The organism is Novosphingobium sp. 11B, assembly GCF_054589055.1.
This window is the reverse complement of record NZ_BAAILP010000230.1, coordinates 30,186-54,917: the sequence shown is the minus strand read 5'-3', so window position 1 is coordinate 54,917 and position 24,732 is coordinate 30,186. Positions and strand designations below refer to the sequence as shown.

26 protein-coding genes are annotated in these 24,732 nt (G+C 66.6%); 13 read left to right on the top strand and 13 right to left on the bottom strand.

The genetic code is table 11. The features are described from left to right. Nucleotides 1–132: 132 nt before the first annotated feature. Nucleotides 133–2,484, bottom strand: a complete 2,352-nt coding sequence (locus tag ACYPYD_RS20555) for a TonB-dependent receptor (RefSeq protein ID WP_459665202.1) — start codon at nucleotides 2,482–2,484, stop codon at nucleotides 133–135. A 233-nt stretch (nucleotides 2,485–2,717) separates the two neighbouring features. Here ACYPYD_RS20555 and ACYPYD_RS20550 point away from each other — a divergent pair, with 233 nt between their 5' ends. After that, nucleotides 2,718–3,611 carry a LysR family transcriptional regulator gene (locus ACYPYD_RS20550; RefSeq protein ID WP_459665200.1) on the top strand — a complete coding sequence of 298 codons (894 nt, stop codon included), beginning with the start codon at nucleotides 2,718–2,720 and terminating at the stop codon, nucleotides 3,609–3,611. 16 nt (nucleotides 3,612–3,627) lie between these two features. Here ACYPYD_RS20550 and ACYPYD_RS20545 read toward each other — a convergent pair whose 3' ends face one another. Beyond that, nucleotides 3,628–4,692: an LLM class flavin-dependent oxidoreductase gene (locus ACYPYD_RS20545; RefSeq protein WP_459665198.1), complete on the bottom strand. Its 1,065-nt coding sequence runs from the start codon at nucleotides 4,690–4,692 to the stop codon at nucleotides 3,628–3,630. A 6-nt stretch (nucleotides 4,693–4,698) separates the two neighbouring features. Then, nucleotides 4,699–6,090 carry an MFS transporter gene (locus tag ACYPYD_RS20540; protein WP_459665197.1) on the bottom strand — a complete coding sequence of 464 codons (1,392 nt, stop codon included), beginning with the start codon at nucleotides 6,088–6,090 and terminating at the stop codon, nucleotides 4,699–4,701. Nucleotides 6,091–6,221: 131 nt separating this feature from the next. Here ACYPYD_RS20540 and ACYPYD_RS20535 point away from each other — a divergent pair, with 131 nt between their 5' ends. From ACYPYD_RS20535 to ACYPYD_RS20515, 5 genes are all read left to right on the top strand, one after another. Next, the gene (locus tag ACYPYD_RS20535) at nucleotides 6,222–7,106 is read left to right on the top strand and encodes a LysR family transcriptional regulator (protein WP_459665195.1); all 885 of its coding nucleotides are present in this window, start codon (nucleotides 6,222–6,224) and stop codon (nucleotides 7,104–7,106) included. Between the two features lie 107 nt (nucleotides 7,107–7,213). Beyond that, on the top strand, nucleotides 7,214–8,245 hold the full coding sequence (locus ACYPYD_RS20530) for an alpha/beta fold hydrolase (protein ID WP_036527922.1): 1,032 nt from the start codon (nucleotides 7,214–7,216) through the stop codon (nucleotides 8,243–8,245). After that, nucleotides 8,242–9,246 (top strand): alpha/beta fold hydrolase, encoded by a 1,005-nt coding sequence (locus ACYPYD_RS20525; protein ID WP_459665193.1) that lies wholly within the window; start codon nucleotides 8,242–8,244, stop codon nucleotides 9,244–9,246. The genes ACYPYD_RS20530 and ACYPYD_RS20525 overlap by 4 nt, the downstream gene beginning before the upstream one ends. A gap of 13 nt (nucleotides 9,247–9,259) precedes the next feature. Continuing rightward, the gene (locus tag ACYPYD_RS20520) at nucleotides 9,260–10,330 is read left to right on the top strand and encodes an LLM class flavin-dependent oxidoreductase (protein ID WP_459665191.1); all 1,071 of its coding nucleotides are present in this window, start codon (nucleotides 9,260–9,262) and stop codon (nucleotides 10,328–10,330) included. A 50-nt stretch (nucleotides 10,331–10,380) separates the two neighbouring features. Then, a complete protein-coding gene (locus ACYPYD_RS20515; RefSeq protein WP_036527928.1) occupies nucleotides 10,381–10,617 on the top strand; it encodes a hypothetical protein in 237 nt (78 codons plus the stop codon). Here ACYPYD_RS20515 and ACYPYD_RS20510 read toward each other — a convergent pair. Next, nucleotides 10,614–11,063, bottom strand: a complete 450-nt coding sequence (locus ACYPYD_RS20510) for a hypothetical protein (protein WP_459665189.1) — start codon at nucleotides 11,061–11,063, stop codon at nucleotides 10,614–10,616. The genes ACYPYD_RS20515 and ACYPYD_RS20510 overlap by 4 nt on opposite strands. A 67-nt stretch (nucleotides 11,064–11,130) precedes the next feature. On the opposite strand from ACYPYD_RS20510, the gene ACYPYD_RS20505 reads away from it, so the two are divergent. Continuing rightward, nucleotides 11,131–11,793, top strand: a complete 663-nt coding sequence (locus tag ACYPYD_RS20505; protein WP_459665188.1) for a 5'-methylthioadenosine/S-adenosylhomocysteine nucleosidase — start codon at nucleotides 11,131–11,133, stop codon at nucleotides 11,791–11,793. Nucleotides 11,794–11,862: 69 nt separating this feature from the next. Here the strand turns inward: ACYPYD_RS20505 and ACYPYD_RS20500 are convergent, their stop codons facing one another. The 9 genes from ACYPYD_RS20500 to ACYPYD_RS20460 all read right to left on the bottom strand — a co-directional run bounded on the left by ACYPYD_RS20500 (nucleotide 11,863) and on the right by ACYPYD_RS20460 (nucleotide 20,611). After that, on the bottom strand, nucleotides 11,863–12,315 hold the full coding sequence (locus tag ACYPYD_RS20500; protein ID WP_459665186.1) for an EF-hand domain-containing protein: 453 nt from the start codon (nucleotides 12,313–12,315) through the stop codon (nucleotides 11,863–11,865). A gap of 29 nt (nucleotides 12,316–12,344) precedes the next feature. After that, nucleotides 12,345–13,136, bottom strand: coding sequence for a DUF4198 domain-containing protein (locus ACYPYD_RS20495; protein ID WP_459665185.1), 792 nt, complete (start codon nucleotides 13,134–13,136; stop codon nucleotides 12,345–12,347). A 17-nt stretch (nucleotides 13,137–13,153) separates the two neighbouring features. Beyond that, the gene (locus ACYPYD_RS20490) at nucleotides 13,154–13,948 is read right to left on the bottom strand and encodes a TonB family protein (protein WP_459665183.1); all 795 of its coding nucleotides are present in this window, start codon (nucleotides 13,946–13,948) and stop codon (nucleotides 13,154–13,156) included. Between the two features lie 28 nt (nucleotides 13,949–13,976). Next, nucleotides 13,977–15,968, bottom strand: a complete 1,992-nt coding sequence (locus ACYPYD_RS20485) for a TonB-dependent receptor plug domain-containing protein (RefSeq protein ID WP_459665181.1) — start codon at nucleotides 15,966–15,968, stop codon at nucleotides 13,977–13,979. 210 nt (nucleotides 15,969–16,178) lie between these two features. Beyond that, entirely contained in the window at nucleotides 16,179–16,781 is a 603-nt protein-coding gene (gene ssb / locus ACYPYD_RS20480) for a single-stranded DNA-binding protein (protein WP_008829842.1), read from the bottom strand. A gap of 185 nt (nucleotides 16,782–16,966) precedes the next feature. Further along, a complete protein-coding gene (gene feoB / locus ACYPYD_RS20475) occupies nucleotides 16,967–18,826 on the bottom strand; it encodes a ferrous iron transporter B (protein WP_459665179.1) in 1,860 nt (619 codons plus the stop codon). Continuing rightward, nucleotides 18,823–19,062: a FeoA family protein gene (locus tag ACYPYD_RS20470; protein ID WP_008829840.1), complete on the bottom strand. Its 240-nt coding sequence runs from the start codon at nucleotides 19,060–19,062 to the stop codon at nucleotides 18,823–18,825. Before ACYPYD_RS20470 ends, feoB begins: the two co-directional genes overlap by 4 nt. Nucleotides 19,063–19,301: 239 nt before the next feature. After that, on the bottom strand, nucleotides 19,302–19,958 hold the full coding sequence (locus ACYPYD_RS20465; protein WP_459665177.1) for a COQ9 family protein: 657 nt from the start codon (nucleotides 19,956–19,958) through the stop codon (nucleotides 19,302–19,304). 11 nt (nucleotides 19,959–19,969) lie between these two features. Next, a complete protein-coding gene (locus ACYPYD_RS20460; protein ID WP_459665175.1) occupies nucleotides 19,970–20,611 on the bottom strand; it encodes an ankyrin repeat domain-containing protein in 642 nt (213 codons plus the stop codon). Nucleotides 20,612–20,686: 75 nt separating this feature from the next. Here ACYPYD_RS20460 and ACYPYD_RS20455 point away from each other — a divergent pair, with 75 nt between their 5' ends. The 6 genes from ACYPYD_RS20455 (at nucleotide 20,687) to ACYPYD_RS20430 (ending at nucleotide 24,687) form a co-directional block, all read left to right on the top strand. Continuing rightward, the gene (locus tag ACYPYD_RS20455) at nucleotides 20,687–21,304 is read left to right on the top strand and encodes an SCO family protein (protein ID WP_008832898.1); all 618 of its coding nucleotides are present in this window, start codon (nucleotides 20,687–20,689) and stop codon (nucleotides 21,302–21,304) included. After that, complete coding sequence (locus ACYPYD_RS20450) at nucleotides 21,292–21,810, top strand: YcgN family cysteine cluster protein (protein WP_036527947.1); 519 nt, start codon at nucleotides 21,292–21,294, stop codon at nucleotides 21,808–21,810. The genes ACYPYD_RS20455 and ACYPYD_RS20450 overlap by 13 nt, the downstream gene beginning before the upstream one ends. 5 nt (nucleotides 21,811–21,815) lie before the next feature. Then, complete coding sequence (locus ACYPYD_RS20445) at nucleotides 21,816–22,541, top strand: M48 family metallopeptidase (RefSeq protein ID WP_459665220.1); 726 nt, start codon at nucleotides 21,816–21,818, stop codon at nucleotides 22,539–22,541. Between the two features lie 98 nt (nucleotides 22,542–22,639). After that, nucleotides 22,640–23,080 (top strand): hypothetical protein, encoded by a 441-nt coding sequence (locus ACYPYD_RS20440; RefSeq protein WP_036527951.1) that lies wholly within the window; start codon nucleotides 22,640–22,642, stop codon nucleotides 23,078–23,080. Then, nucleotides 23,077–24,066: a bifunctional diaminohydroxyphosphoribosylaminopyrimidine deaminase/5-amino-6-(5-phosphoribosylamino)uracil reductase RibD gene (gene ribD, locus ACYPYD_RS20435; RefSeq protein WP_459665173.1), complete on the top strand. Its 990-nt coding sequence runs from the start codon at nucleotides 23,077–23,079 to the stop codon at nucleotides 24,064–24,066. The genes ACYPYD_RS20440 and ribD overlap by 4 nt, the downstream gene beginning before the upstream one ends. A 3-nt stretch (nucleotides 24,067–24,069) precedes the next feature. Next, entirely contained in the window at nucleotides 24,070–24,687 is a 618-nt protein-coding gene (locus ACYPYD_RS20430) for a riboflavin synthase (protein ID WP_036527955.1), read from the top strand. Nucleotides 24,688–24,732 lie beyond the last annotated feature (45 nt).

Genomic DNA, 24,732 nt, shown 5'->3' with positions numbered 1-24,732 from the left:
TTGGAATTCGAGACGAACAAATCCGCGGCCGCATAGTATTTGCGTATGATCTGCGGATTTTCGCTGAAAAAGCGACGTCCGGAAGCGATAGCTCGCTCCCGGACGCCTTCCGATCATGCCATGTTCGAAGGATCAGAACCCGAAGCGCACGCGGATGCCGCCGTTGCGCTTGACCGGCATCGACAGCACCACCGCATTGCCGCCGAGCAGGCTCGTCGTCGTCTGGACGCCGGTGTAGCTCTTGTCGTTGAACACGTTGTTGACGAAGAACTGCACGTCGAGATGCTCGCTGCTAATACCGGTGCGCACGTTCACCTTGTTGGCATCGCCGATCCACGAGATGTTCTCGTACGTCGTGTAGATGCGGCTGCGGTGTGCATAGTCGCCGCGCAGGAACCAGCGGTAGCCGTCGCCGATGTCGACGCCGTATTCCGCGCCGACGTTGCTGGTGAACACCGGAGCCGCAGGGTTCTGCGCGCCCGCCGCCACCGTCGAGTTGCCGGTGATCGCCACGCACGAGGCGCAGGGGATCGAAGTGTCCAGCTCGACCTTGTTGTACCCGGCGTTGAAGTTGAGCGACAGCGCATGGGTCACCTTGAGGTTACCCTCGATCTCGGCGCCCTTCACCGTGCTCTTGCCGGTGTTCTGGGTCACGCCGACGCCGATGTCGCTGGCGCCCGGAGTGGCGTTGGGGACCTGGATGCTGTTGGTGATCGCCTGGTCCTTCCATTTGGCGTAGAAGACCGCCGCGCTGAAGGAGAACACATCCGCCACGGTGCCCTTCAGGCCCAGTTCGTAGTTGTCGATGACGGCCGGCTTGTAGATGTTGGTGACCGAGGCGCGTTCCTCAAGATAAGCGCGCTGCGCCGCCGTCAGCGGCAGGACCGAGAGGTTGAAGCCGCCCTTGTTCATCCCGCGCGAATAGGTCGCGTATCCCATGAGGTCCGGCGTGAACTTGTACTGCGCGGACACGCGGGGCACGAAGCGCTTGTACTTGCCGCTGGTGCGCAGGGTCTGCGGATCGCGGAAGTAGACTTTCAGCTCCTCCTCGATGTAGCGCCCTTCGGCGTTCAGCGTGAAGCGCGGCGAGAAGTCGTAGGACACGCTGCCGAACACGCTCTTGTCGACGAGCGTATTGAGCGAGCCGTCGCCGAACACCTGGATCGTATTGGGATAGAGCGCGACCGTATAGCTGCGGTTGCTGACCTTGAAGTAGTTGGCGCCCACCATCCAGCGCAGCGGCTGGTTCGCGCCGGAAGTGACCCGGAATTCCTGGCTGACGGCGCTTTCCTTGTACATCGCCATGGTCGGGTAGTTGATGAAGGGATCGCCCACGAAACCGGGGATCGTCGATACCGTGGTGTTGGGAATGCCGCTGGTATCGCGCCCGTCGAGGTCCTGATTGCTCTGGAAACGGGTCTTGTTGTAGCCGGTCAGCGACGAGAGCACGATGTCGGTGCCGGGGATCGTGAAGTCCACCGCAAGGTTCGTCACGATCTCGCGGCGCTCCAGACCCGCGTGGTCGTTGATCGCCTTGTAGGTCGGGTTCAGGCGTCCCAGCGAGTTGTTGACGACCTGGTCGATGAACGCGGGCGTCGCCGGGTTCTGGCCCATCTGGCTGGTTGGGAACTGCGGGATATTGCCGCAGTAGAAGTTGTTCACGTTGGTCGGCGCGGCGCCCGCGTTGCAGTTGAAGGTGTTGACCGGCAGACGGCTGGAGAAGCCCGCCGCGCCCGCGCCGTCATGGTCCTCCAGATACATGCCGAAAGCCTTGAGGCGCAGGCCGTCGAACGGCTTGATCACCAGCGTGCCGTTGATCGTCTCGGTCTGCTGCGCACCGAGGCGGCTGCCGTCGTAGGGGTTGGTGTACTGCCCGTCGAAGCCGTAGCGGCGCCCGCCGATGCGCAGGCCGATGGCGTCCTTGACGATCGGCAACTCGACGCTCGCCTTGATGTCATAGAGCGAATAGCTGCCCGCAGTGCCGTCGAAGTTCCACCGGAACGCATCGCCGGGATCGCGCGTCACCACGTTGATCGCGCCCGCGAAGGACTGGCGGCCGAAGGCGGCGCTCTGCGGACCTTTGAGCACTTCGACACGCGACACTTCGTTGCCGAGGTTGTTGATGACGTCGAAGTTTACCGGCGTGCCGTCGAGAAACACCGAGACGGTCGGGTTCAGCGGATCGGCGATGCCGCGGATGACGATCTGGCTGTAGCTGCGGTCGACGCGGCCCGAACTGGTCTGCTGCGCATAGAGGCCCGGCGTGAATGCCTGCAGGTCCAGTACGTTGTTGACGTTGAGCTTGGCGAGGTTGGCCGCCGTCATGACCGACAGCGTCACCGGGGTCTCCAGCAGCGACTCCTCGCGGCGACGGGCGGTGACCATGATCACCCCGCCGTCGGTGCCCGCTTCGGCCTGCGGAGCGGACGGCGCAACCGGGGTTTCCTGGGCCTGCGCGGCAGGCGCGGTAGCCATGACGAGCATGAGCGCGGTGCAGCATGCACCAAAGTCATAGCATTTCGATTTCGAACGCATCTTGGTATTCTCCCTGTTTTCGGAATTTGCGTCTCAATGAACTTCGATTCATCGCACGACTTCGGAACGGAATTTTTCAGGATAAAATCGGATATTCAATTGAATTTGGGTTGTCCGCCCATAACCATCAGTTATGAAACTGCAGAGGCCGGACCCCGGAGTCCCGCCGCCCGGAGAGCACGATGGACCTTCGCCAGCTGCGCCACCTGATCGCCATCATCGAGGAGCGTTCGTTCTCGGCCGCGGCCAAGGCGGTGCACCTCACCCAGCCTGCCCTGACGCGCAGCATGAACGCCCTCGAAGCGAGCGTCGGAACGCCGCTTCTGGTGCGCAGAAACAACGGAATTGAGCCGACTTCGGCAGGTTCCGTGCTCTACGAATACGCCAACCTGCTGACCGCCACAGCGGACAATGCCAGGGCCGACATCGCTCGGCTGGCGAAGGGTCTGGGGGGTGCGCTGAACGTCGGAATCGGCACACATCTGGCCGACCTCGCACTGCCGAAAATCCTCTCGGAGTTCGCGCGGCGCTATCCCCACCTGTCGATCAATCTGAAGATCGGGATGATCGAGGATCTGGTGCCGATGGTGCTGGAGGGCAGGGTCGAACTGATCGCCAGCATGGTCCCGACGGACCGCATGCAGGCAGGCATCGCCTATGAGCGACTTTTTACTACAACAACCCATCTATATGCAGCACAACTGCACCATCTATGCGCCATAGATGATGTCATTACTTTTGAACAATTGACGCGCGAGCGCTGGGTTTATTTAAACTGCCTCCACGCGGATCTCGACATGAATCGCTTCTTCGCCAATGGCGGCATGGGCTTTCCCGATCAGGTTTTCCGCACCGATTCCCCAAGGATGATGCGCGCAATGATCGAGGACGAAGGCTGCCTCGGCATCATGCCCGACGACTACATGAGCGGCGCCCGGGCGCAGGCGCTGCGAGTAGACGGCATGCCCGTCCCGCGCGCGACCGGGCTGCTCTACCGCCCCGATATTCCGCTGCGTCCGATCGTCATGGAATTCGCCAACCTGCTGCGCCGCGAACTTTCCAAACCTCCGGGATGAGTGCGCGCGCACCGGCTCAGGCGGCCAGCGCGGCGAAAGCGCGCAGGCGCGGCACCAGGTGCTCGCCAAGGTGCAGGACGTCGGCGATCGGATCGAAGCCGCTGATCAGGAAGCGGTTCACGCCAAGCCGGTGATAGGCGAGCAGGCTGGCGGCGACCGAGTCCGGCGTGCCGACGATCGTGCTGGCGGCCTTCTGGAACCCGGTGGCGCGGGCGATGCCCACCCAGAGCCGCTCGTCCAGCACGTCGCCTTCGCGGGCGCGCGCTTCGGCCAGTTCGTTCTTGCCGAGGACGCCGGGCTGACCGCCCTTTTGCGCCATGTCCTCGACGCCCCGGCGCACATCCTCCAGCACCGCCTGCGCCTTGTCCCATGCCTCGCCCTCGGTACGGCCGACGATGATCCGGGTGGACATGCAGAAATCGACTGTCCGACCGGCCTTACGCGCCTCTTGACGTACCGATGCGATCAGTGCGGCGCTGGGTTCCAGCCGGTCGATGCCGAAGGCGTAGACATCGGCGTGCTGCCCCGCGACTTCCAGTGCGCGCGGGGACTGGCCGCCGAAGAACACCGGGATGCCGCCCGCCTGCACCGGCACCACTTCGGAGCGCGCGCCGCGCAAGGTATAGAACGTGCCGTCGTGATCGAACCGCTCGCCGCTCCACGTCCTGCGCAGCAGCGGGATATATTCGGCACTGCGGGCGTGACGTTCGTCGCGAGTTAGGAAATCGCCGTCGGCCTGCGTCTCGGTGTCGCTGGGGGCGGAGATGACATGGACGCCCACCCGCCCCTCGCTCAGCCGGTCGAGCGTGGCGAACTGGCGCGCAGCCAGCGTCGGCGCGACGAAGCCGGGGCGGTGCGCGATCATGAACCTGAGCCGCCTGGTGATCCCGGCAAGGTGCGTGGCGAAGACCACGCCGTCGGGCCACGTCGCCGCCTGCGCGATCAGCACGCGGTCGAAGTCCGCCGCCTCAAACGCGGCGGCGAGGCGGGCGATGAAGTCGGGCTCGACGATGCCCATCGGACGCGGGCTCGCCTCCGAGGATTCGCGATGGTTGAAAGTCCCGATGATCTCGATCGACATGACGCGTCAGTTTTCCTCGTGCGGTGCGGGCGCCGGTTCAGCCAAATTCTCAGCAGGCATCCGGTAGAACAGGAGCAGGACGATACCGGCCACTTGCGCGACCGCCGGGATCAGCGCCATCGACAGGCGCACCGCCTCGCGCGCGGCCTCGCTCTGCACCAGCGCGGCGCCGGTCCCGGAACGGTAGCCGCTGGCCTGCAGGAACAGTCCGACGAGGAACGGCGCGAGGGCGAAGGCGGCCTTCTGGAAGAACTCGAAGAAGGCGGCGTAGAGCCCCTCCTTGCGCAGCCCGCTGCGGCGCACCCCGAAGGCGATGGTGTCCGGCAACATGGACAGCGTCATCAGCAGCGTTCCCGTCGTCGCGAAACCGGCAAAGCCGCCGCGCAGCAGGAACAGGGCATCGCCCTCGGCCGGGGAGGCCGCGAGCCAGCTCAGGCTGATCGCGGCCGAAAGCACCAGCGCCGCGGCGCAGATCACCGGCTTGGGCGCGAAGCGGGCGATCTGGCGCCAGAGGGGCACGCTCATGGTGCCGACCACGCCGCTCGCCAGCGCGAACTGCGCCATGCCGGTCTCTCCGCGCGCAAGGATGTCGCGCATGAAGAACAGCCCCGTCGCCCCCACCGCCGCCGAGGCGATGAAGCCGCAGAACTTGACGCCCAGCAGGACGATGAACGGGCGGTTGGCGAAAAGCTGCGCGAACCCGGCGAGTGCGGAGCCGCGCTCATGCTCGACAGGGTGCTCGCGCAGGCCACCGGTCGCGACGACCGCGACGGCCATGCTCACGAAGATGAAGGCGGCCATGCAATAGCCCATCCGCGCGAAGGCATCGGCGGAACTGCCGCCCCACGCGATCATCGCCGGAGCCAACGCTCCCCCCGCCAGCGCGGCAAGCTGGATGAAGAACGTCCGCCAGGCCATCAGCGAGGTCCGCTCCTGCGGGCTGTCGGTGATCTCGGCGGGCATGGCGGAAGAGGGAATCGCGAAAGCAGAATACCCGGTGAAGGTCAGCAGCAGTGCGCCCATCACCATGACCGCCTGCGAACCGCCCGCCCCGCTGCCCGAGAACAGCCAGGCCATGCCGAGGCCGCTCAGCAGCGCACCCGCCGCCATCCACGGTCGCCGCCGTCCCCAGCGGCTGCGGGTGCGGTCACTGCCCTGTCCGATCAGCAGGTCGGCGATGCCGTCGTAGATGCGCCCGGCCAGCATGAACGAGCCCGCGAGCGCGGGGTCCATCCCGGTCGCGGTCACCAGGTAATACATCAGGATGACATTGACGACGTAAAGCACGGTCGTGCTGCCCGCCGAACCGAACGCCCAGCCCACTTTGGTCGCAATCGGTATGCGCCCGGTGCGGTTAGGTACACTCTGGGTGCCGTTGAGTGCCGCTATTTCGGTCAAGAGCGCCCCCGCCTCGCAGGTCCGCCACGGACTGCCTACCAGCCGGAGACTACGGACACGGCGCTGGCCCGGGAAATCGAAAGCACGGCTTCTTCCATGCACAAAACGTATGCTCGGGGAATCGGAAGACCATGCAGATCCGGCAATTGCGCCACTTCCTGGCGGCGGTGGAGACAGGCTCGATGACCCTCGCCTCGACTGCGCAGAACATCACGCAACCCACGCTTTCGCGCAGTATCCGCACGCTGGAGGAGCAGCTCGGCGTCGACCTGTTCGAGCGCGGCCATCGCGGCGTCCTGCCCACCCGATACGGGGAATTGCTGGCGGCCCATGCCCGCTCGATCCTCCACGGCTTCGACCAGGCGATCGAGGATGTCGGCGCCATGCGGGCGGGCGGTTTGGGCCATGTCCGCCTCGGCATCGGCTCCACCGCGACCGACCCGCGCATCGCGCAGGCCTGCGCGGAAATGGCGGTTTCGGCGGAAAACATCACGCTTTCGCTGGACTTCGACGTGCCCGAGACGCAGTTCGCGCGGCTTCGGCGCGGGGAACTCGATGCGATCATCGACACTTTGCGCCCCGACCTCGACAGCGGCGACCTCAACTTCCGGCCGCTCACCCGGCTCGACCTGGTGCTCGTCGCGCGACGCAGGCACCCGATCCTCGAGTGCGGCGTGACGCCTGCGCGAGAACTCGCCCGGTGGCCCTGGGCGATCTTCAACCAGCCCAATGCCGAGGCATTCTACCGCGGACTTCTGGGGCTGGAGGACGAGGACCACAACATCCGCGTCCGCAGTTCCTCGCCCGCGATGCTGCGCCAGCTACTGCTCCACGCCGACCTCATCGGCCTGATGGCCCGTACCGAGATCGCCGACTGCCTAGCCGACGGGCGATTGCAGGAAGTCCCCGCCGACATGCGCCGCGTCGAGGCGACGCTTTGCGTCATCACCCGGCGGCGGACCTACATGAGCGGCGCCCTGCGCGTGGTGATCAAGCGGCTGCACGAGGCGCTGTGACGCCAGGCTCCCATACGGTTTGGACATGACTGCGCGCGCGCTTTCGATTGGGCGATGGCCGGTGCCCTCCGCATAGTCCGGGGCATGAAGGCGGGGAAACACGGGACATGCTGAAACGTCCGGTCATGGCCGGGATCGCGGCGCTGGCACTGCTTGCAGTGGGGTTCGGCGCCTTCGCCCTCGCTGCGCGGACCGGCGCCTTCGCTATTTCGCTGGAGGATTTGCGCCACCGCTACCAGACCGCGCATTCCCGCTACGTGACGCTGGGCGGCGTGCAACTTCACATCGACGACCGGGGCTCCGGGCCTGTCATCATGCTCATCCACGGGCACTACCAGTCGCTGCGTATCTGGGATGCCTGGGCGCAGCGGCTCGCCAGCGACCACCGCGTGATCCGCATCGACATGCCGCCTTACGGCCTCTCCGGCCCCGACCGCACCGGCCAGTACAGCCCCCGCCGCGTCGAGCAGCTGATCGCCCTCCTAGCCCGGCACGAACACCTGAAGCGCTTCAGTATCGGCGGCATCTCTACCGGCAGCGCGATCGCCATGCGCTATACGCTGGCGCATCCCGATCAGGTGGAAAGCCTTATCCTGGTGAACGCGCCGCTGGTGCCGATCCCACCCGGCTTGCAGCCGAAGACCTCGGCCATGCTGGGCTTTCTGGAGAACACCCTGTTCCGGCCGATTTACCGGCCCAAGGCGTTCTACCGCTACCTCCTGAACCGCCTGATCGCCAACAAGTCCGTCCTCACCGACGATCTGGTGCAGCAGACCTACGACATGCACCGCAAGCCCGGCAATGGGGCGACGCTGGACCAGTTCACCAGCGCCCTGCGCTTTGAAGCGAGCGATTACGGCAAGCGATCGCAGACGACCGCGCAGCAGCTGGGCTCGGTCCGCGTACCGACGCTCGTGCTTTGGGGCGGGGCCGGGTCCATGCTCCCGGTTTCGGTGGGCTGCGAGGTGACACGCACGGTCGGCGCCTCCCGCCGGCTAATGGTCAGTTTTCCCGGTGCAGGCCATTTCCTGCCGATCGAGGCCCCGCACGCCGCCGAGGACATCGCCTGGTTCCTCGATGCCGACAGCGGCAAGGCCGCCCGTCCGCCTGCCGGCACAGTACAGGACTGCACACGATGAAACACGCCGTGCTCGGCGCGTTCTGCGCGCTCTCGCTCACGATCGCCCCCGTCTGCGCGCAGGAAACCATCGCCAGCCCCGACCCGATCCCGGTCGCCGAACTGGAAAGCCGCTACCGCCTTCCGCAATCGAAGTTCATCGACCTGCTCGGCACGCGCATCCATTATGTCGATGTCGGCTCCGGCCCCGTACTGGTCCTCACGCATGGGTCGAGTTCGTCGCTGCGCACGTTCGCGCCCATGATCGAGCGTCTGAGCCGCCGCTACCGCGTGATCGCGTGGGATGAGCCGAACATGGGCCTGTCGGGCGCCCCGCCACGTGTACTCTACGACCGCCCGCTCTATCCCGTACTGGTGCTGGAGGCGCTGCTCGACACCCTCAAGGTCGAACGCGCCAACCTTGCCGGGGTATCGAGCGGCGGTGCAATCTCGTTCTACTACGCGGCGCGCAATCCGGCGCGGGTCGAGCGGCTGATCCTGTCCAACACGCCCACTGGCCGCGCGGACGGCAAAGGCATGGCGCTCAGCGCCGCGCTGGCGATGGAAATCGCCGCCTCCACTCCGGCCACCGGACGCAAGAGCAAGATCTTCCGCCCGCGCTCCTACTGGCGGGCCTACTTCGATTTCTACACCGGAGAGCCCGGCCGCGCGGACGACCGGCTCGTCGACGAATACTACGACATGAACCGCCGCCCCGCCGCGCCCGACAGGCTGGCCATCGTTGCAGCGCTCGACGATCCGGCGCTGACCGCCGACGCGTTGGCGAAGGTGACTGCGCCGGTGCTGCTTGTCTGGGGCGCCCGCGATCCGGTCCTGCCGGTCGAGAGTGCAGCGGTCCTCCGCGATGCTCTGGTCCATGCTCAGGTATCGACGCTGATCCTGCCGGACGTGGGACATTATCCGCCGCTGGAAGTGCCGGGTCGCTTCGCCGACATCCTCGACAGCTTCCTCTTCGACGTTACCCCCTACCGGCCAGTCGCGCCGGACCCTGCCAAGCGGTGAGGCGCGCACATCCATGACCGACGACACGACCGAATTCTTCGGCATCCTGCACTGGAACGACTATTCCGAAGCCAGGCCGAGGCCCTTCGACGAAGTGGATTCCGAGTTCATCGCAGCCTGCGCCCGCGCTCATGAGGACGCAGGGTTCGATCGCGTGCTCATCGCCAACTCGGCCCATCGGCCTGACAGCCTGCCCATAGCGACATGGGCAGCGGCAGCGACCTGCAGGCTCGGCTTCATGATCGCGCACCGACCCGGCTTCATCGCGCCGACAATGGCCGCGCGCATGTTCGCCATCCTCGACCGGATGAGCGGCGGGCGCTGCGGTGTCCACATCATCACCGGTGCCGACGATCAAGAACTCCACGCGGACGGCGATTACAGTACCAAGGACGACCGCTATCGCCGCAGCCACGAATACGTCGAAGTCATGCGCAAGGTCTGGTCGAGCGAGGCGCCTTTCGATCACGAGGGGGAATTCTACCAGGTGGAGGGCGCCTTCTCCCACGTTCGGCCGGACAAGGGCATCCCGGTCTTCTGGGGTGGCAGCTCGCCAGCCTCGATCGAGTACGGCACGCGCGCGGCGGACGTCTATGCGTTCCCCGGCTTCCCTGCCGCGGCCCTGAAGGAGCCCGCGCGCGACGTGCTGTCCCGCGCCCGCGCGATCGGCCGTTCACCGGCCCTGCTCACCTCCCTGCGCGTCCTCGTCGCCGACACCCCGGCGCAGGCGTGGGAACGCGCCCATGCCATTCAGGACCGGTTGATCGAGGAAGTCGTCGATAACGGCCGCTTCCCGACCAATCCGGGTGAAGGCCGCCGGGCGACAATCGACCGGGCTAGGCAAGCCGCCAACGAGAATGCGCTGGAGGGTTTGCTCTGGGCAGGCATCACCCGCGTTCCCACCGGTCGGCCGGCGTTGGGATGCCTGGTGGGCAGCCACGATCAGGTCGCGGATGCGCTGATGGAATACCGGGAAGCCGGGTTCTCCCGGTTCATCGTCAGCGGCTATGACCCGATCCCCGACGCCCGCCTGTTCGGCGCAGAACTGATCCCCCGGGTTTGCGCACGCGCAAAGGCGCGATAGCCGGAACAAAGGCCGATCCCGTCCCTTCCTCCTGCAAAGGAGACAGAAATATGCTCGGCAAGATTTTGGGTGCAGTCGCAGGCAGTCAGGTAGCGCAACACGTGCGCGGTATCGACGGCACCGGCGGTGCGGTCCTCGGCGTAGCCGCGACGAGCGTGCTGCGACGACTGGGGCCGGTCGGGCTCGTTGCCGCGGCGGTGGGCGGCTACGCGCTCAAGAAGCACATGGAAAAGCGGGAAGCCAGGAAAGCACCGGTCGCACCCAAGGCCGCACCCGGAAAATCCTAGGCCGGGCCGGCCGCGCGGTGGTACTCGCTCGCCGCCTGCGGGTCCTGCACGTCATAAGCGAACCACGCCTTCTGCCCGTAGTCATAGACCTGCACCAGCCCATCCTCGACCCGGGCTGCGAAGAACGTGGATGAGGCGCGATCGTAGCCTTTGACTTGCGCGCCATCGATCTCGACCGACACGAAATTCTTGTCCCCGGCGTCGTGGATTTCCGGCAGCGTCCCGCCGAATTTTACACTCCGGGCGCCGTCGAACCCCTGCAAACGGCCGTCGCGGAACTCGGCGGCGATCTCCAGGTCGCGGCCAAGAGAATGGTCGTAGAGTCCGGCGACTTTCTTGCCGGTCAGGACGGCGAAGGCGATCGCAGCGATCATCGAACGGGTATGTGCTAGCATGATGAATGCCTGACACGTCGCGGCTACTGAAATCAAGGTGGCCTGCGACAAGCCGATTGCGCGCCGGCGTCACCTTTGCGAAAGATCGCGCCGCTACGGCAGGAACCAGGGCCGGGCGATGCAGGAGCAAGTTGTGAAGCCGACGTCGATAGCGGGAATGCAGGTGCTGTTCGTCATGGCCATCGACCATGAGTACGGCCCGCATCTCAGGGCGCGGATGACGCCGCTGATGACCGGCGTTGGTCCCGTCGAGGCCGCCATCGCGGCGACCGCGTGCCTGCAGCGTCTGGAGGCCTCGGGGCAATTGCCCGATCTGGTCGTGACCCTGGGCTCTGCCGGATCGCGGCGCTGCCGGATGGGGGAAGTCTATCAGATCGAAAGCGTGTCATGGCGCGACATGGACGCATCACGCCTCGGCTTCGCAAGGGGCGTCACACCGTTCGCCGACCATCCGGCAGTTCTGCAGTTGCCCGTGCTGTTCCCCGACCTGCCCCGCGCCTCGCTGTCGACCGGCGGCGATGTCATAGGCGGCGAAGACTATGCGCGGATCGACGCCGACCTCGTCGACATGGAGACTTACGCAGTGCTGCGCGCATGCCAGCGGTTCGGCGTGCCGATGATCGGCCTGCGCGGTGTCTCGGACGGCGCGGACGAACTGGAGGGCATGTCGGGCTGGACCGAACTGCTCGCGCTGCTGGACGAGCGGCTGGCGATCGCGCTCGACAAGCTGGCGGAGGTGCTTGAGCGCGGATTGGCGGATAGCCTTACCCCCACCCCCTGATCGTCGCCGAACTTACCTTCGTCATTCCCGCCTTCGCGGGGATGACGAAAGTGTTTTATACGCTCAGTATCAATACGAACCCGAAGTGTCGGTCGCATCGACGACGCCGTCGCCGTTGGTGTCGAGCCGCTCGAACATCCGCTCGCCCGAGGCATTGAACTCTTCCAGCGTCAGGTTGCCGTCCTTGTCGGTATCGAGCACGCCGAAGCGCACGTGGGCCTGCTTAAGCTGGCCCTCGGGCACCTTGGCGTCCTTGCTGAAGCGGCCGGTGAACTCGCCGACGTAGTCCGCCTCGCTCACCTTGCCGTCGCCATCGAGGTCGAAGGTGCGGTACTTGGCAGCACGGGCAGCGGCGAATTCGGCGGCGGTGACGCGGCCGTCGTGATCGGCGTCGTTCTCGCGCAGGAAGGCTTCCTTGCCGTGGCCGGGCGCGGCGCGGCGCTCTTCGGTAGACTGGGCAAGCGCGCCCTGGCTGGCTGTGAGGGCGAGAACGAGCCCTGCGATAAAGTGAGTCTTGGTCATGGTCTTCTCCGTTGAACTGGAAATCGGGATCACTCTTCGACCTGGAACGTAAGCGAGGTCGTGTAGCTGCGCTCGTCGGTGCCGGAGCCGGCGGGCGCCTCGGCGCGGTGGCGGGTCATCAGGACGTACGTGCCGGGGCGGTCGAACTTGATGACGGCCTTGCCCTGCGCGTCGGTCCTGACCTGACGGTGGCTGACCGCCTCCTCATAGTCCGCGCCGCCCCGGTCCAGCTCCAGTTCCTGCGCGGCCATCGGCTTGCCGTCGAACAGTACTTTGAGCGTGAACGGGGTGTCGAGATAGAGTTCGCTGGGATGCGTCACCGGCTGGATGCGCAGGCGCCCGATCGCGACGTCGACGGGCGCGCGGGTCGGCTGCTTCTTGGAGACATAGGCGTCGGCGACGGTCTCGGTCTGGCTGGTGCGGACTTGTGCGGCCTCCTTGGGCACTTCGCCATGGACCGGCTGCCACTTGCCGCCGACCAGCGCGCTCTTGCCCACCCGGCCGAGACGCACGCCCGTGGTGAAGCGATAAGTCCCCTCGGCATCGAGCGCGCTTTCCAGCACCACCATCTGCTTGAGCGGGGTGATCGACTGGAAGCTGCCGCGCGATCCGTCCGGCAGGATGACGTGATAGTCGCTGGCATCGACCGGCACTTCGGGACGGAAGAACTTCTCGCCGAAAGCCGATTCCACCGTCACCATCTTCTCGGTATTGCCCGCGAAGAACTTGGGCAGGAGGTAGGAGGTGTGGGCGAGCGCGGCGCCGGGAGCGACGCTGACGGCGCACAACAGCGCGGCGATGCCTGGGGCAAGTCTGGTCATGGTCGAAGCAGTCCTCATCATTGTCCGGTGATCTCGAAAGTGAAGCTGTGCGCCTCGCCGTCCGGCGGGCGCGGGAAAGGCGATGCCCGGCGGACCAGAGCCATCGCCTCGTGATCGAAGCGCGAGGAGCCTGATGTGCGCGCCACGCGGATCGCGCGCGCGGCGCCGCCGGGCTCAACGGTAAACGCGATCAGTGCCTCACCCGCGCCGATGGTGTTGCCGCGCTGGTAGCGTTTCAGATGCTGGTAGACGCGGCCGCTGAAATTGCTGACGGCAGAGTTGCCCGCCTGGTCGGTATTGCCTCCGCCGCTGCCGCCCTTCCCCTGAGCCTCCGCCGCGCTTTCCGCCGCCCGCGCCTGCGGACCGGGTGCGGCGGCGGCCGGAGTGACGAACGCGGCTGCGGGGATCAGCTTGGCCACAGGCAACTGCCGCGTCGTCGTCGCGGCCGTACCTTCACCCGTGCGCCCCTGCCCGCCGCCGCCTGCCTGCGCCGCCGGTTGCGGCAGGGGCTGCGCAGCGGGCCGAGCCTCTGCGACTATCGCCGGCGACGGAACTTCGGCAGGCGGCGTCACCGCGCGTTCCTGAGGCTGTTGTGCCTCGGCCAGCGGCTGCATCTTCGGGCCTGGTCCGCCCTCGCGCATGGACAGATCGATGCTGACGAGGCGGGAGCGGGTGCCCCCTTCCACCAGCACCGTCTCACCCCAGGTGAAGACCAGCAGGGCCGCCACGATCGCGTGCGCGGTGACCGAGGCGGCCATGGCGTTCAGGTCGATCCGCGCAAACGGACCTGTCCCGAACTCGGATCTGCCCATCCAGTAAGCCATGTCCGCCTCGCCCCCCTTAGAACATTTTCGAGAGGGCAGCCTTGAAGTTGCGCCCCACCGCCGGGCGCGTGGACAGCGCCGACTGGTAATAGGTGTCGAAGATGTTCTCGACGCTCAGGCGCAGCGCGACGTTCTCGAAGATACCGCCGCTCGGCGTGATCGTGGCGCGCAGATTGTGGACGTCGAAGCCCTTGTGCTCGGTGCCGTTGATATCGAGATCTTCGGCGAGAGTCGTTTCCCAGCGCACGTCCAGCAGCTTTCCAAAGCGCTTGCCCGCCGAGAGCATGTAGGTCTTCTGCGGCAGGTTGGTCCAGTCGTCGATCACGCCGGTGGTGCGCAGGCGCTGGCCGTCCGGGATGGTGGCGTTGAAGTCGAAGTAGATCCCGCTGGCGGTGGCGTAGGACGCCTCGATCTCGAAGCCGTCGAGATAGACCTCGCGCACGCCCGAGTAGGCGGTGTTGTCGGTCAGTTCGGTGTCGTAGTAGTTGACCTTGACCGCAAGGTGATCGCCCTTGCCGAGCAGATCGGTGCGGTCGAACGAACCGCCCGCTTCCCAGGTCCGGCTCTTTTCCGGCTGGTTCATGTACGTGGCGTTGTCGAGGTCGTCGATGATCGGCAGGTTGCGCGTGCGCGCCCAGCTGCCGAACGCGGCGAGACCGAAAGGCAGCTCGTAGCGGGCGGAGACGCCGCCCATCCATGCCGTATTGTTGTAGGATACGGGCGTGCCGGTGCGGTTGGATTTGACGTTCGAGGTCTCCCAGCGGATCGCCGGGCTCAGCGTGAAGCCCTTGAACAGGCCGATCTCGTCCACCGCGAAGGCGGCCATGCGGTTGTCGGTGCCGCCCGGCGCGCTGCTGGCGTCGGCGCGCTTCTTGTGGATGTACTCGACGCCGAAGTGCAGGTTGTGATGGATCGGCCCGGTCGAGAACAGCGAGGCGTTCTTGAGCGTGATCTTCGAGGTCTCGTAGCGGTGGTCGGCATTGAGCACCGGCGAGATCGCGACGCCCACGGCGCTCTGGTCGATCTCCTGATTGGCGTACGTGTACAGCAGCTGGAGATTGACCGCGTCGTTGTCGACCGGCTTGTAGGCGTAGGACACCGTCAGCACCTGGCTCTTGGTGTCGCGGTCGACGTTGCCGAACACGCCCGCCGTAGTGCCGAAGCTGTCGTAGGGGACGTCCCGGTCGCTGGTGGTGGTCTGGTTGAAGCTGGCGGCGATGGTATGGGCGTTGTCGGCGCCGAAGTGGAATGCGCCTTTCACCAGGAAGCTGGGCAGCTTGAAGCTGCTGTTGCCGATGTCGTCGCCGTGGCCGTCCTGCTGCGTGCTCTGGGTGCGCCAGGTGTAGTTCGCGAGGAACTCGAACTGCTCGGTCGGCATTGCCGCGACGGTGGTGGAGGTCGCGAAGCCGTTGCCGTTGGTCTGGCCCGAAACCGTCTGGCTGGCGGTGATGCCGGTCTTGCCGTGGAGGACGGTGGCCGCATCGTTGGTTTCCAGCAGGACGACACCGCCGATGATGCCCGAGCCCCACTCGAAGCTGCCCACGGTGCCGCGGATCACTTGCGCGCGCTTGTAGAGCAGCGGGTCGGTGAACAGCTGGGTGCCGACGCGGTAGATTTCCTCAGATCCGGTGGTGGCGCCGTCGACGACGAAGGCGACCTTCTGGTCGGTGCCATAGGTGCCGTTGGCGCCGAAGCCGCGGATGTTGATGCCCGAGCCGATCGGGGTCGATCCGTTGATAAGCGTGACGCCGGGCACGGAGTCCAGCAGTTCGGCGATGGTGGAGGCCTGGCGGTCCTCGATCTCCTTGCGGTCGATCACGGTGATCGGCGTCGCGGTGTCGGTCTGGATGGCGCGGGTGCTCTCGCCGATATCGATGGTGCCGAGGAATTCACCGGCCTGCGTGTTCTTGTCGGTGGCGGCAGCGTCCTGCGCATGGGCCGGAGCGGCGACGAAGAAGGCAATGGCGGACACCCCGCCAAGCGCGCGGGCGGCAAAACTACGAAGCATAATTGTTTCCCCTTCGCTAATGCGACTCGTATGCATTAGCAGAAAGGCCAATTGCGCAGCTTGACTGTTACGTAAAGGACTTTTTTCGAATTTCGTCCGGCGGACCTCGAAAGATCGCGAATGACATGACGAAACCGCCCCGGAAGCGGCATGCTTCCGGGGCGGTTTGTAACAACTGCCAACTTCTCGCCGACGTGCGGCGAGAGATGGTCAGAACGGGATATCGTCGTCGAGGTCGTCGCCGAAGCCGCCGCCGGAACCGCCGGACGAGCCGCCCGAGGAACCGCCAGTGCGGCCCCATTCGCTGCCGCCCGAAGAACCACCGGAGGAACCGCCGCCCCATTCGTCACCGCCGCGCGATGCTCCGCCCGAGCGCTGGCCGCCGCCGAAGCCGCCGCCAGAGGAACCACCCTCGCTCCAGCCGCCACCGCCGCTGCGCTGGCCACCGCTGCCGCCGCCCGGCGCACCGTCGAGCATGGTCAGCACGCCGCCGACGCCGCCGACCGAGACTTCGGTGGTGTAGCGGTCGTTGCCGTTCTGGTCCTGCCACTTGCGGGTGCGCAGCTGGCCTTCGATGTAGACCTTCGAGCCCTTGCGCAGGAACCGCTCGGCGACGCCGACGAGGCCGTCGGACTGGAGTACGACCGAGTGCCATTCGGTACGCTCCTTGCGCTCGCCGGTGGCGCGGTCCTTCCAGCTTTCGGAGGTCGCGATGCGCAGATTGGCGATGCGGCCGCCGTTCTGGAACGACTTGACCTCGGGGTCGGCCCCTAGGTTGCCGACGATGATGACCTTGTTGACGCTGCCTGCCATGCGGGAATCGCTTTCCTTCGAAATCTGGCGGATGGGTTAGCCCAAGCCGGGGCACCGATGCGAGTCCGGCAGACCGCCTTTTCTACAATTGTAACCGTCATTGCGAGCGAAGCGAAGCGAAGCAATCCAAGGCGGTGTAAGGCTGCCCTGGATTGCTTCGCTCGCAATGACGCAGTGAAAGCGCGCTACAGCCCCGCCGCCACCGCGACCCAGTACGTCGCGCCCGCCGCGATGTAGGCGAGGCCGAACAGGTACGCGAGCATGAACGTCGGCCACTTCCAGCCGTTGGTCTCGCGCCGGGTCACCGCGATCGTCGACATGCACTGCGGCGCGAACACGAACCATGCCAGGAACGCCAGCGCCATCGGCAGGGTCCAGCGCCGCTTGAGCTGGTCCCCGAGTTCGAGCGCCTGCTCGTCCTCGTTATCGCCCGCATCGACCGCGTAGGTCGTCGCCAGCGAGGACACCGCCACCTCGCGCGCGGCCATTGCCGGGATCAGCGCGAGCGCCATGTCGCGATTGAAGCCGATCGGCTCGACCACGAAGGCGAGGCCGTTCGCCACCTTGCCCGCGATCGAGGCGTCGACCTGGCTCTCGCCCGGACCGGCCTTCGGGAAGTTGAGCATGACCCACAGCACGACCGTGACCATGAAGATGATCGTGCCCGCGCGGCGCAGGAAGATCCACGCGCGCTGCCACAGGCCGATCGCCATGTCCTTGAGGCGCGGCATCTGGTACTTGGGCAGCTCCATGATGAAGCCCGACGCCGCGCCCTTGGTCATCGAACTGCGCAGCGCCAGCGCCACCGCCATGGCCCCGACCACGCCCACGACATAGAGCGTGAACAGCACCAGCCCCTGCAGGCCGATCCCGCCCCACACGCTGGTATGCGGGATAAACGCGGCGATGATCACCGCATAGACCGGCAGGCGCGCCGAGCAGGTCATCAGCGGCGCGATCAGGATCGTCGTCAGCCGGTCCTTGGGGTCGGTGATCGAGCGCGTCGCCATGATGCCCGGAATGGCGCAGGCGAAGCTGGAGAGCAGCGGGATGAAGCTGCGGCCGGACAGGCCCACGCTCGCCATCATGCGGTCCATCAGGAACGCGGCGCGGGCCATGTAGCCCGATGCCTCCATGGCGAGGATGAAGGCGAAGAGGATGACGATCTGCGGCAGGAACACGATCACCGAGCCGACGCCCGCGATCACGCCGTCCGTCAGCAGATCGCGCAGCAGGCTGGGCGGAAGCGCGGCTTTGACGCCGTCGTGCAGCGCACTGACGCCCGCGTCCAGCGCGTCGGCGAACGGAGTCGCCCAGGCAAAGACCGCCTGGAACACCACGAAAAGGATCGCCAGCAGGATCACCGGCCCGACCCACGGGTTCAGCAGCAGTTGGTCCAGCTTGGCGTGAAGACGGTGGCGCTTGGATTCCGAAAGGATCGCCGCATCGGCCATGGCATGCGCGGCGACGCGGCGTTCGGTCTGTCCAAGGGCGGTCAGGCCCGGCCCCGGATGCCGCTCGCCCGCGTTCGCGATCGCCTCGCCCAGTTCGGCAAGGCCCCGGCGACGCACGGCGACGGTCGGGATGACGGGGACGCCCAGTTCTTCGGCTAGCACGGCGGCGTCGAGGACGAGACCGTCACGCTCCGCCAGATCGACCATGTTGAGCGCGACGACGGTGGGCTTGCCCAGCGCCAGCAGTTCCTGCGCGAAGACGAGATGCTGCTCGAGGTTCGATGCGTCGAGCACCACCACCAGCACGTCGGGCGCGGCCTCGCCGGGGAAGTGCCCGGCGATGACCTTGGCGGTCACTTCCTCGTCGGGACTCGTGAAATCGAGGCCGTAGGCGCCGGGAAGGTCGGTCATCTCGACCGGCTCGCCGGTGGGCAGCACGAAGCGGCCCGACTTGCGCTCAACGGTGACGCCAGGATAATTGGCGATCTTCTGGCGCGCGCCGGTCAGCGCGTTGAACAGCGCGCTCTTGCCCGCATTGGGGTTGCCGACGAGCGCGACCCGCCTGTTACCTTCAGGGCGTTGACGGCTCACAGTTCCTCGACCTCCATCGCGGCGGCATGGGCGCGACGCACGGCCACGGTCATGCGGCCCACGGTAATGGCGATGGGGTCGCGCCCGCCCAGGATGCCGCGGTGCGATACCGCGATCCTGGCGCCCTCCTCCAAGCCCAGGGCACGGAGCCGCCGCGCCTCTTCCTGGACGAGCGCGGGCCAGTGCACGGCGACGATGCGCGCGGACCGGCCGATAGGAAGCATATCGAGAGTCATGCTGGCGCGGTGCCAGATAACACCCTTAATTGCAACCGGATCGCAATAGCGAAATCAAGGGTTTTCGCGGGGGCAAGAATTTGAAACGATACCTGCAAATCCTCCCTGTCGCGAAGCGATGGGGAGGTGGCGCCGACGAAGTCGGTGACGGAGGGGGCTTTGTGTTGCCCTACCCCTCCACCACCCGCTGCGCGGGCGGTCCCCCTCCCCATCGCTGCGCGACAGGGAGGATGCAAAGGTCAGCGCGCCGGGTAGCGCATCCGGCCGAGCAGGCGGGTCATGCTGAACCGCTCGTCCGGTTTGCGCAGCAGCTGCGCCTTGGCCTTCTCGAAGCGCATGATCCCGGCGATGCGGCGGTCGAGGAAGGCGCGCGTCTCGGCCTTGTCCTCGCTGGTGTCACGCGCGAAGGCATGGAGCGTGGCCGCATAGATGCCGCCCAGGATCGCGCGCTTGGTGTAATGGTTGTAGTCGGTCGCGGTATCGCCCGCGAGCCGCCACATGGCATCGGCGCTGCGCCAGCCCAGCCGCGTCGAAGCGGCGATGTTCTGCGGCATCGCCATGATCGTCAGCGCCCGCAGCAGCGCTTCCTCGCGCCCCGCCACGGCCTCCAGCCGCGCCCAGACGAGGCGGCGGATACGCTCGCGGATCGAAAGGTTCGACAACGCGCCCCCTCCGACCGAGGCCGTCATCGTCGCATCGACATGCCCGATCCACGCCGAGATCATCGCCATCGCCCCGTCGCGGAAGGCATAGGCCGCCAGCGCCGGATCGACACCCGCCGAAGCCGCGGCCGAAGCGACCGCATCGGCAGTCCAGCCGTCGAACACGGCGGCATCGGCCACCAGCGGAGCCAGTTGCAGGCGCAGTTCGTCGAGTGAGGCGGCTTCTTGCGTCATTTCCAACGTCCTCAGAAGGTCGGGCCGTAGACCGGCTTGGCGGTCTTCGCGCCCTTCTTGCCATAAGTCTCGATGACCGACATCAGCTGCGCGCTGCCGCCTTCGATCTTGGCATAGTCCCGCGCGCTGCGGCCCGAATTGTCGGAGCGGTCGGGATTGGCGCCCGCTTCGAGCAGCGCCTTGGTCAGCTGCAGGTCCTTGCGGTGGACAGCAAAGATCAGCGGCGTCTCGCCCGCATCGTTCGAGGTGTCGGGGCTGGCCTTCTGATCAAGCAAAAGCTGCGCGCCCTCGCGCCAGCCGAGGTTCACCGCCAGTTCCAGTGCGCTGCGCCCGCGATCGTCGGTGGCATTGACGTTGGCGCCCTTGGCGATGAGGTAGTTGAGCCATGTCAGGTCGCGGCGCGCGGTGACGATGTGCAGCGCGCCCTCGCCGGTGGTGACGTCCTTGGCGTTGATGATCTGGGAGGACTTCATGATCGCCTCCTCGACCTTGTCGCCTTCCTTCTTCTTCACCGCTTCGAGGAACTTGTACCCTTCCGAGAAGTCGGCGCGGGCGGGCGAGGTCATCAGCAGGCTCATCGCGAACACGGGAACAGCCACCTTGAGGACCATGCGAGAAAGGCCCACAACGCGGCGTATCGTCATCTTCAGCACTTCTAACGTCCTTCCACCACAGGTCTTTACGCGCGCCCCGCCATCCGCGCCTTGCATGGAGGCGTCTAGCAGGTCATGAGCGTGGGCGCCATGACATACCTTGCACGTCGTCTCGCTCCCCTTGCACTCGTATTGCTGGCGGGGCTGCCGCTTTCCGCCTGCTCAAAGCAGCCTGCGGTCGAGCGTCCGCCGCTCGAAGGCGCGGCCATCGGCGGGCCGTTCACGCTGGTGGACAAGGACAACAAGCCGGTCACCTGGGACAGCTTCAAGGGCCGCTGGCGAATCGTCTACTTCGGCTACACCTTCTGCCCCGACGTCTGCCCGCTCGACATGCAGGAAACGATGCGCGGCTTCGCCGAATTTGCGAAGCGCGAACCGGCCAAGGCGGCGAAAGTGCAGCCGATCTTCATCACCGTCGATCCGCAGCGCGACACGCCCGAGATCGTCGGCCAGTGGACCTCGGCGTTCGGCCCGAAGCTGCTCGGCCTCACCGGCACGCCGCAGCAGATCGAAAGTGCTGCCAAGGCCTTCGCGATCTACTACAAGAAGGGCTCCGACACCCCCGGCGGCTACCTGATGGATCACGTTCGCATCACCTACCTGTTCGACCCCGACGGCAAGCCCATTGCAATGCTGCCCTCCGACCAGGGCCGCAAGGCGGTCGAGGCCGAGCTTGAAAAGTGGGTGAAGTGAGCGGCCAAAAGCCCTTCTGGGAACTGCCCCTCGACCGCCTGACCCGCGATGAGTGGGAGGCCCTGTGCGACGGCTGCGGCCAATGCTGCCTGCACAAGGTCGAGGATGAGGACACCGGCGAGATCTACCACACCAACGTCGCCTGCAAGCTGCTCAACCTCAAGACCGCGCAGTGCAGCGACTATGCCAACCGCCGCAGCTTCGTGCCCGACTGCCTGAAGCTGACGCCCGAGAGCGCGGGTCGCTACGCATGGCTGCCGCCGAGCTGCGCCTACCGCCTGCGTGCCGACGGCGACCCGCTGCCCGAATGGCACTACCTCGTCAGCGGCAGCCGCGACACGGTGCACGAGGCGGGCATCTCGGTCGCGGGCAAGGTGATCTCGGAGACGGTGGCCGGGCCGCTCGAACAGCACATCGTCTGGCCCTACGGCGACGAGGATGAGGAGGAGTGGGAGGTCGAGGACGGCAGCGCGCCGTGGGACGTCCTGCCGGAGCAAAAGCGCTGAATGCGATGCTCGACTGGCTGAGGCGCGATCCGCGCGAAGAGCTGGTCGTCGAGGTCGGCGACCGCGCCCTGCCGATCGTGGTCCGCCATCTCGAACGCGCCCGCCGCATGACCATGCGCCTCGCCCCGGACGGCAGCGAGGTGCGTATCTCCGTCCCCCGCTGGACCCGCACGGCCGAGGCGGTCGCTTTCGCCCAAAGCCGCCGCGACTGGCTGGCGAAGCAGCTCGCCGCCCTCCCCGCCGCCGCGCCGATGGCGGACGGAACAACGATCACCTTCCGGGGCGACGCCCTCGCCGTGGTCCACGACATCACCGCGCCGCGACGCCCGGTCATCGACGACGGCGAACTGCGCCTCGGCGGCCCTGCCGATTCGCTTGCCCCGCGCGTCCTGCGCTGGCTGCAGACGGAGGCGAAGGACCTCCTCGCCGCCGACCTCGCCGAATATTGCGAGCGCGCCGCCCAGCCCTGCCCCGCCCTCGGCCTGTCGAGCGCGCGGCGGCGCTGGGGTTCCTGTGCGCATGACGGGACGATCCGGATCAACTGGCGGCTGATCATGGCGCCCGATCCGGTGCGCCGCTCGGTAGTCGCACACGAGGTTGCCCACCTCGTCCACTTCGATCACTCGCCCGCGTTCCATCATGTCCTCAAGACGATCTTCGAGGGGTCGATTCATGAGGCCAATCGATGGCTGAAGGCGCATGGCCGGTCGCTCTATGTGCCGTTTGGGTAGCGTTGGGTGCCGTTTGGGTAGCGTTGGGTGCCGTTAGGGCCTACATGGGTGCCATGTTGAAGCGCAGTGGAATCTGGAAAGACGCAAACCCGACCGGGATGGTCGCGGATTTCAAGCTGGTCTGGAAGCAGGCCGGACACAACCGCTGGCGCATCGCGGCGGTGTCGGCCGCCTGCACTTTCGGCGTTTTCTATCTGATGTTTACGCAGGAAGGCAGCGCCCCGCACCCGCCGCCGAAGGTGACCTGGATCTCCGTCCTCAAGGAACACCGCACCGACGCCGAGATCGAGGCCGAGAACCTCGCCAACCAGAAGGCCAAGGAAGCCTACGCCCGCGAAATAGCGCGCCGCGACAAGGACGTACGCGAACTCTACAAGACGATCGGCCGCTATTCCGGCATGGACGTCGACAAGATCGCGCGCGAAGCCGACGCCGAGGAAGCCGCCAAGGCCAAGGCCGATCGCGAGCGGATCGAACAGAATCTGAAGGCAGGCGGCATCGCCAACCCCAAGCTGGCACCGGACGCCGCCCAGCAGTGAACGACAGGGGGGGGAGCGAAGACGCGCGCTGGCTCGCCGCCGCCGCGGCTCTCGCCGCGCGCGCACGCCCGCTGAGCAGGCCGAATCCGGGCGTCGGCGCGATCATCGTGAAGGCCGGCCGCGTGATTGCGCGCGGCTGGACGCAAGCCGGCGGCCGCCCTCATGCCGAAGCGATGGCGCTCGCCGCCGCCGGAGAGGCCGCGCACGGGGGCACCATCTACGTCACCCTCGAACCCTGCGCCCACAAGTCCGAGCGCGGCCCGGCCTGCGCCGACCTCGTCTCGCAATCCGGCCTCGCCCGCGTGGTGATCGGCTGCATGGACCCCGATCCGCGCACCTCGGGCGCCGGGATCGCCCGCATCCGCGCCGCTGGGATCGCGGCCGAATACCTGCCTTCGACGGCCTGCGAGCAGAGCCTTTCCGGCTATCTCACCACCAAGCGCCTCGGCCGCCCCGAAGTGACGCTCAAGCTCGCCCTGTCGCTCGACGGCTGCATCGCACTGGCGAGCGGCGAAAGCCAGTGGATCACCGGCGCCCAAGCCCGCGCCCACACCCACGCCATGCGCGCCCGTGCCGATGCGATCCTCGTCGGCGGCGGCACGTTGAGGGCCGACACCCCCCGCCTCGACGTACGCCTGCCGGGGCTGGAGGATCGCAGCCCGCAGCGCTGGGTACTGACACGCGGCTCCGCTCCCGAAGGCTGGCAGGCGCTACCCTCGCCCGAGGCCATCGCCGGGATGGAAGGCGTCTTGCACCTCTTCGTCGAGGGCGGCGCCCATGCGGCCACGGCGTTCCTTGCAGCGGGGCTCGTCGATCGCCTGCTGATCTACCGCGCACCGGTGCTGCTTGGCGGCAGGCCGGGCCTTGGCGACTTCGGCCTGTCCTCGCTGGCGCAGGCCCATGGCCGCTGGCGGATGATCGAGCGGCGGCAGCTTGGCAGCGACACGCTCGAAGTCTACGACGCGCGAAATTCTCACGAAGGCTAGCTCATGTTCACCGGAATCGTCACTGCCGTCGGCACCATCCGCGAAGCCCGCAAGACCGGCGACCTGCGCGCCGTCATCGCCTGCCCCTTTGATCCGGCGGGCATCGCGATGGGCGCCTCGATCGCCTGCTCGGGCGTATGCCTGACCGTGGTGGACAAGGGCGGCGTGGCCGGCGACGCCTGGTTCGCGGTGGATATTTCGGCCGAATCCGTGGCTCGCACCGTCTCCGACCGCTGGCAGGAAGGCCGCCACCTGAACCTCGAGCCGGCACTGAAGCTGGGCGACGAACTGGGCGGTCACATCGTCACCGGCCACGTCGACGGCGTCGGCACCGTGGTCAGCATCGAGCCGGTCGGCGATTCGCGCCGCTTCGTCATCGCCGCGCCCAGGGAACTGGCCCCTTACCTCGCCCCCAAGGGTTCGATCACCGTCGATGGCATCTCCCTCACCGTCAACGAAGTGAGCGACGAGCCGGACGGCACCTGCCACTTCGCCCTGAACATCATCCCCCACACCGCGGAAGTGACCACCATCGGCGCGATGCACGCAGGCGACGGCGTCAATCTGGAGATCGACGTGCTGGCCCGCTATCTCCAGCGCATGCAGTCGCTGCGGAGCTGATCGGCCTGCGGGTCGCTGCAAAGTCACCGCGTGTCGGTGACTTTG

Excerpts from the sequence above, each read along its gene's own strand:
- ACYPYD_RS20455 (WP_008832898.1), top strand. The coding sequence starts at position 20,687 with ATGAGCGTGGGCGCCATGACATACCTTGCACGTCGTCTCGCTCCCCTT.
- ACYPYD_RS20440 (WP_036527951.1), top strand. The coding sequence starts at position 22,640 with ATGGTCGCGGATTTCAAGCTGGTCTGGAAGCAGGCCGGACACAACCGC.
- ACYPYD_RS20470 (WP_008829840.1), bottom strand. The coding sequence starts at position 19,062 with ATGACTCTCGATATGCTTCCTATCGGCCGGTCCGCGCGCATCGTCGCC.
- ACYPYD_RS20545 (WP_459665198.1), bottom strand. The coding sequence starts at position 4,692 with ATGTCGATCGAGATCATCGGGACTTTCAACCATCGCGAATCCTCGGAG.
- ACYPYD_RS20490 (WP_459665183.1), bottom strand. The coding sequence starts at position 13,948 with ATGGGCAGATCCGAGTTCGGGACAGGTCCGTTTGCGCGGATCGACCTG.
- ACYPYD_RS20430 (WP_036527955.1), top strand. The coding sequence starts at position 24,070 with ATGTTCACCGGAATCGTCACTGCCGTCGGCACCATCCGCGAAGCCCGC.
- ACYPYD_RS20555 (WP_459665202.1), bottom strand. The coding sequence starts at position 2,484 with ATGCTCGTCATGGCTACCGCGCCTGCCGCGCAGGCCCAGGAAACCCCG.
- ACYPYD_RS20485 (WP_459665181.1), bottom strand. The coding sequence starts at position 15,968 with ATGCTTCGTAGTTTTGCCGCCCGCGCGCTTGGCGGGGTGTCCGCCATT.
- ACYPYD_RS20515 (WP_036527928.1), top strand. The coding sequence starts at position 10,381 with ATGCTCGGCAAGATTTTGGGTGCAGTCGCAGGCAGTCAGGTAGCGCAA.
- ACYPYD_RS20525 (WP_459665193.1), top strand. The coding sequence starts at position 8,242 with ATGAAACACGCCGTGCTCGGCGCGTTCTGCGCGCTCTCGCTCACGATC.
- ACYPYD_RS20465 (WP_459665177.1), bottom strand. The coding sequence starts at position 19,958 with ATGACGCAAGAAGCCGCCTCACTCGACGAACTGCGCCTGCAACTGGCT.
- ACYPYD_RS20520 (WP_459665191.1), top strand. The coding sequence starts at position 9,260 with ATGACCGACGACACGACCGAATTCTTCGGCATCCTGCACTGGAACGAC.
- ACYPYD_RS20495 (WP_459665185.1), bottom strand. The coding sequence starts at position 13,136 with ATGACCAGACTTGCCCCAGGCATCGCCGCGCTGTTGTGCGCCGTCAGC.
- ACYPYD_RS20445 (WP_459665220.1), top strand. The coding sequence starts at position 21,816 with ATGCTCGACTGGCTGAGGCGCGATCCGCGCGAAGAGCTGGTCGTCGAG.
- ACYPYD_RS20530 (WP_036527922.1), top strand. The coding sequence starts at position 7,214 with ATGCTGAAACGTCCGGTCATGGCCGGGATCGCGGCGCTGGCACTGCTT.
- ACYPYD_RS20550 (WP_459665200.1), top strand. The coding sequence starts at position 2,718 with ATGGACCTTCGCCAGCTGCGCCACCTGATCGCCATCATCGAGGAGCGT.
- ssb (WP_008829842.1), bottom strand. The coding sequence starts at position 16,781 with ATGGCAGGCAGCGTCAACAAGGTCATCATCGTCGGCAACCTAGGGGCC.
- ACYPYD_RS20535 (WP_459665195.1), top strand. The coding sequence starts at position 6,222 with ATGCAGATCCGGCAATTGCGCCACTTCCTGGCGGCGGTGGAGACAGGC.
- ACYPYD_RS20505 (WP_459665188.1), top strand. The coding sequence starts at position 11,131 with ATGCAGGAGCAAGTTGTGAAGCCGACGTCGATAGCGGGAATGCAGGTG.
- ACYPYD_RS20500 (WP_459665186.1), bottom strand. The coding sequence starts at position 12,315 with ATGACCAAGACTCACTTTATCGCAGGGCTCGTTCTCGCCCTCACAGCC.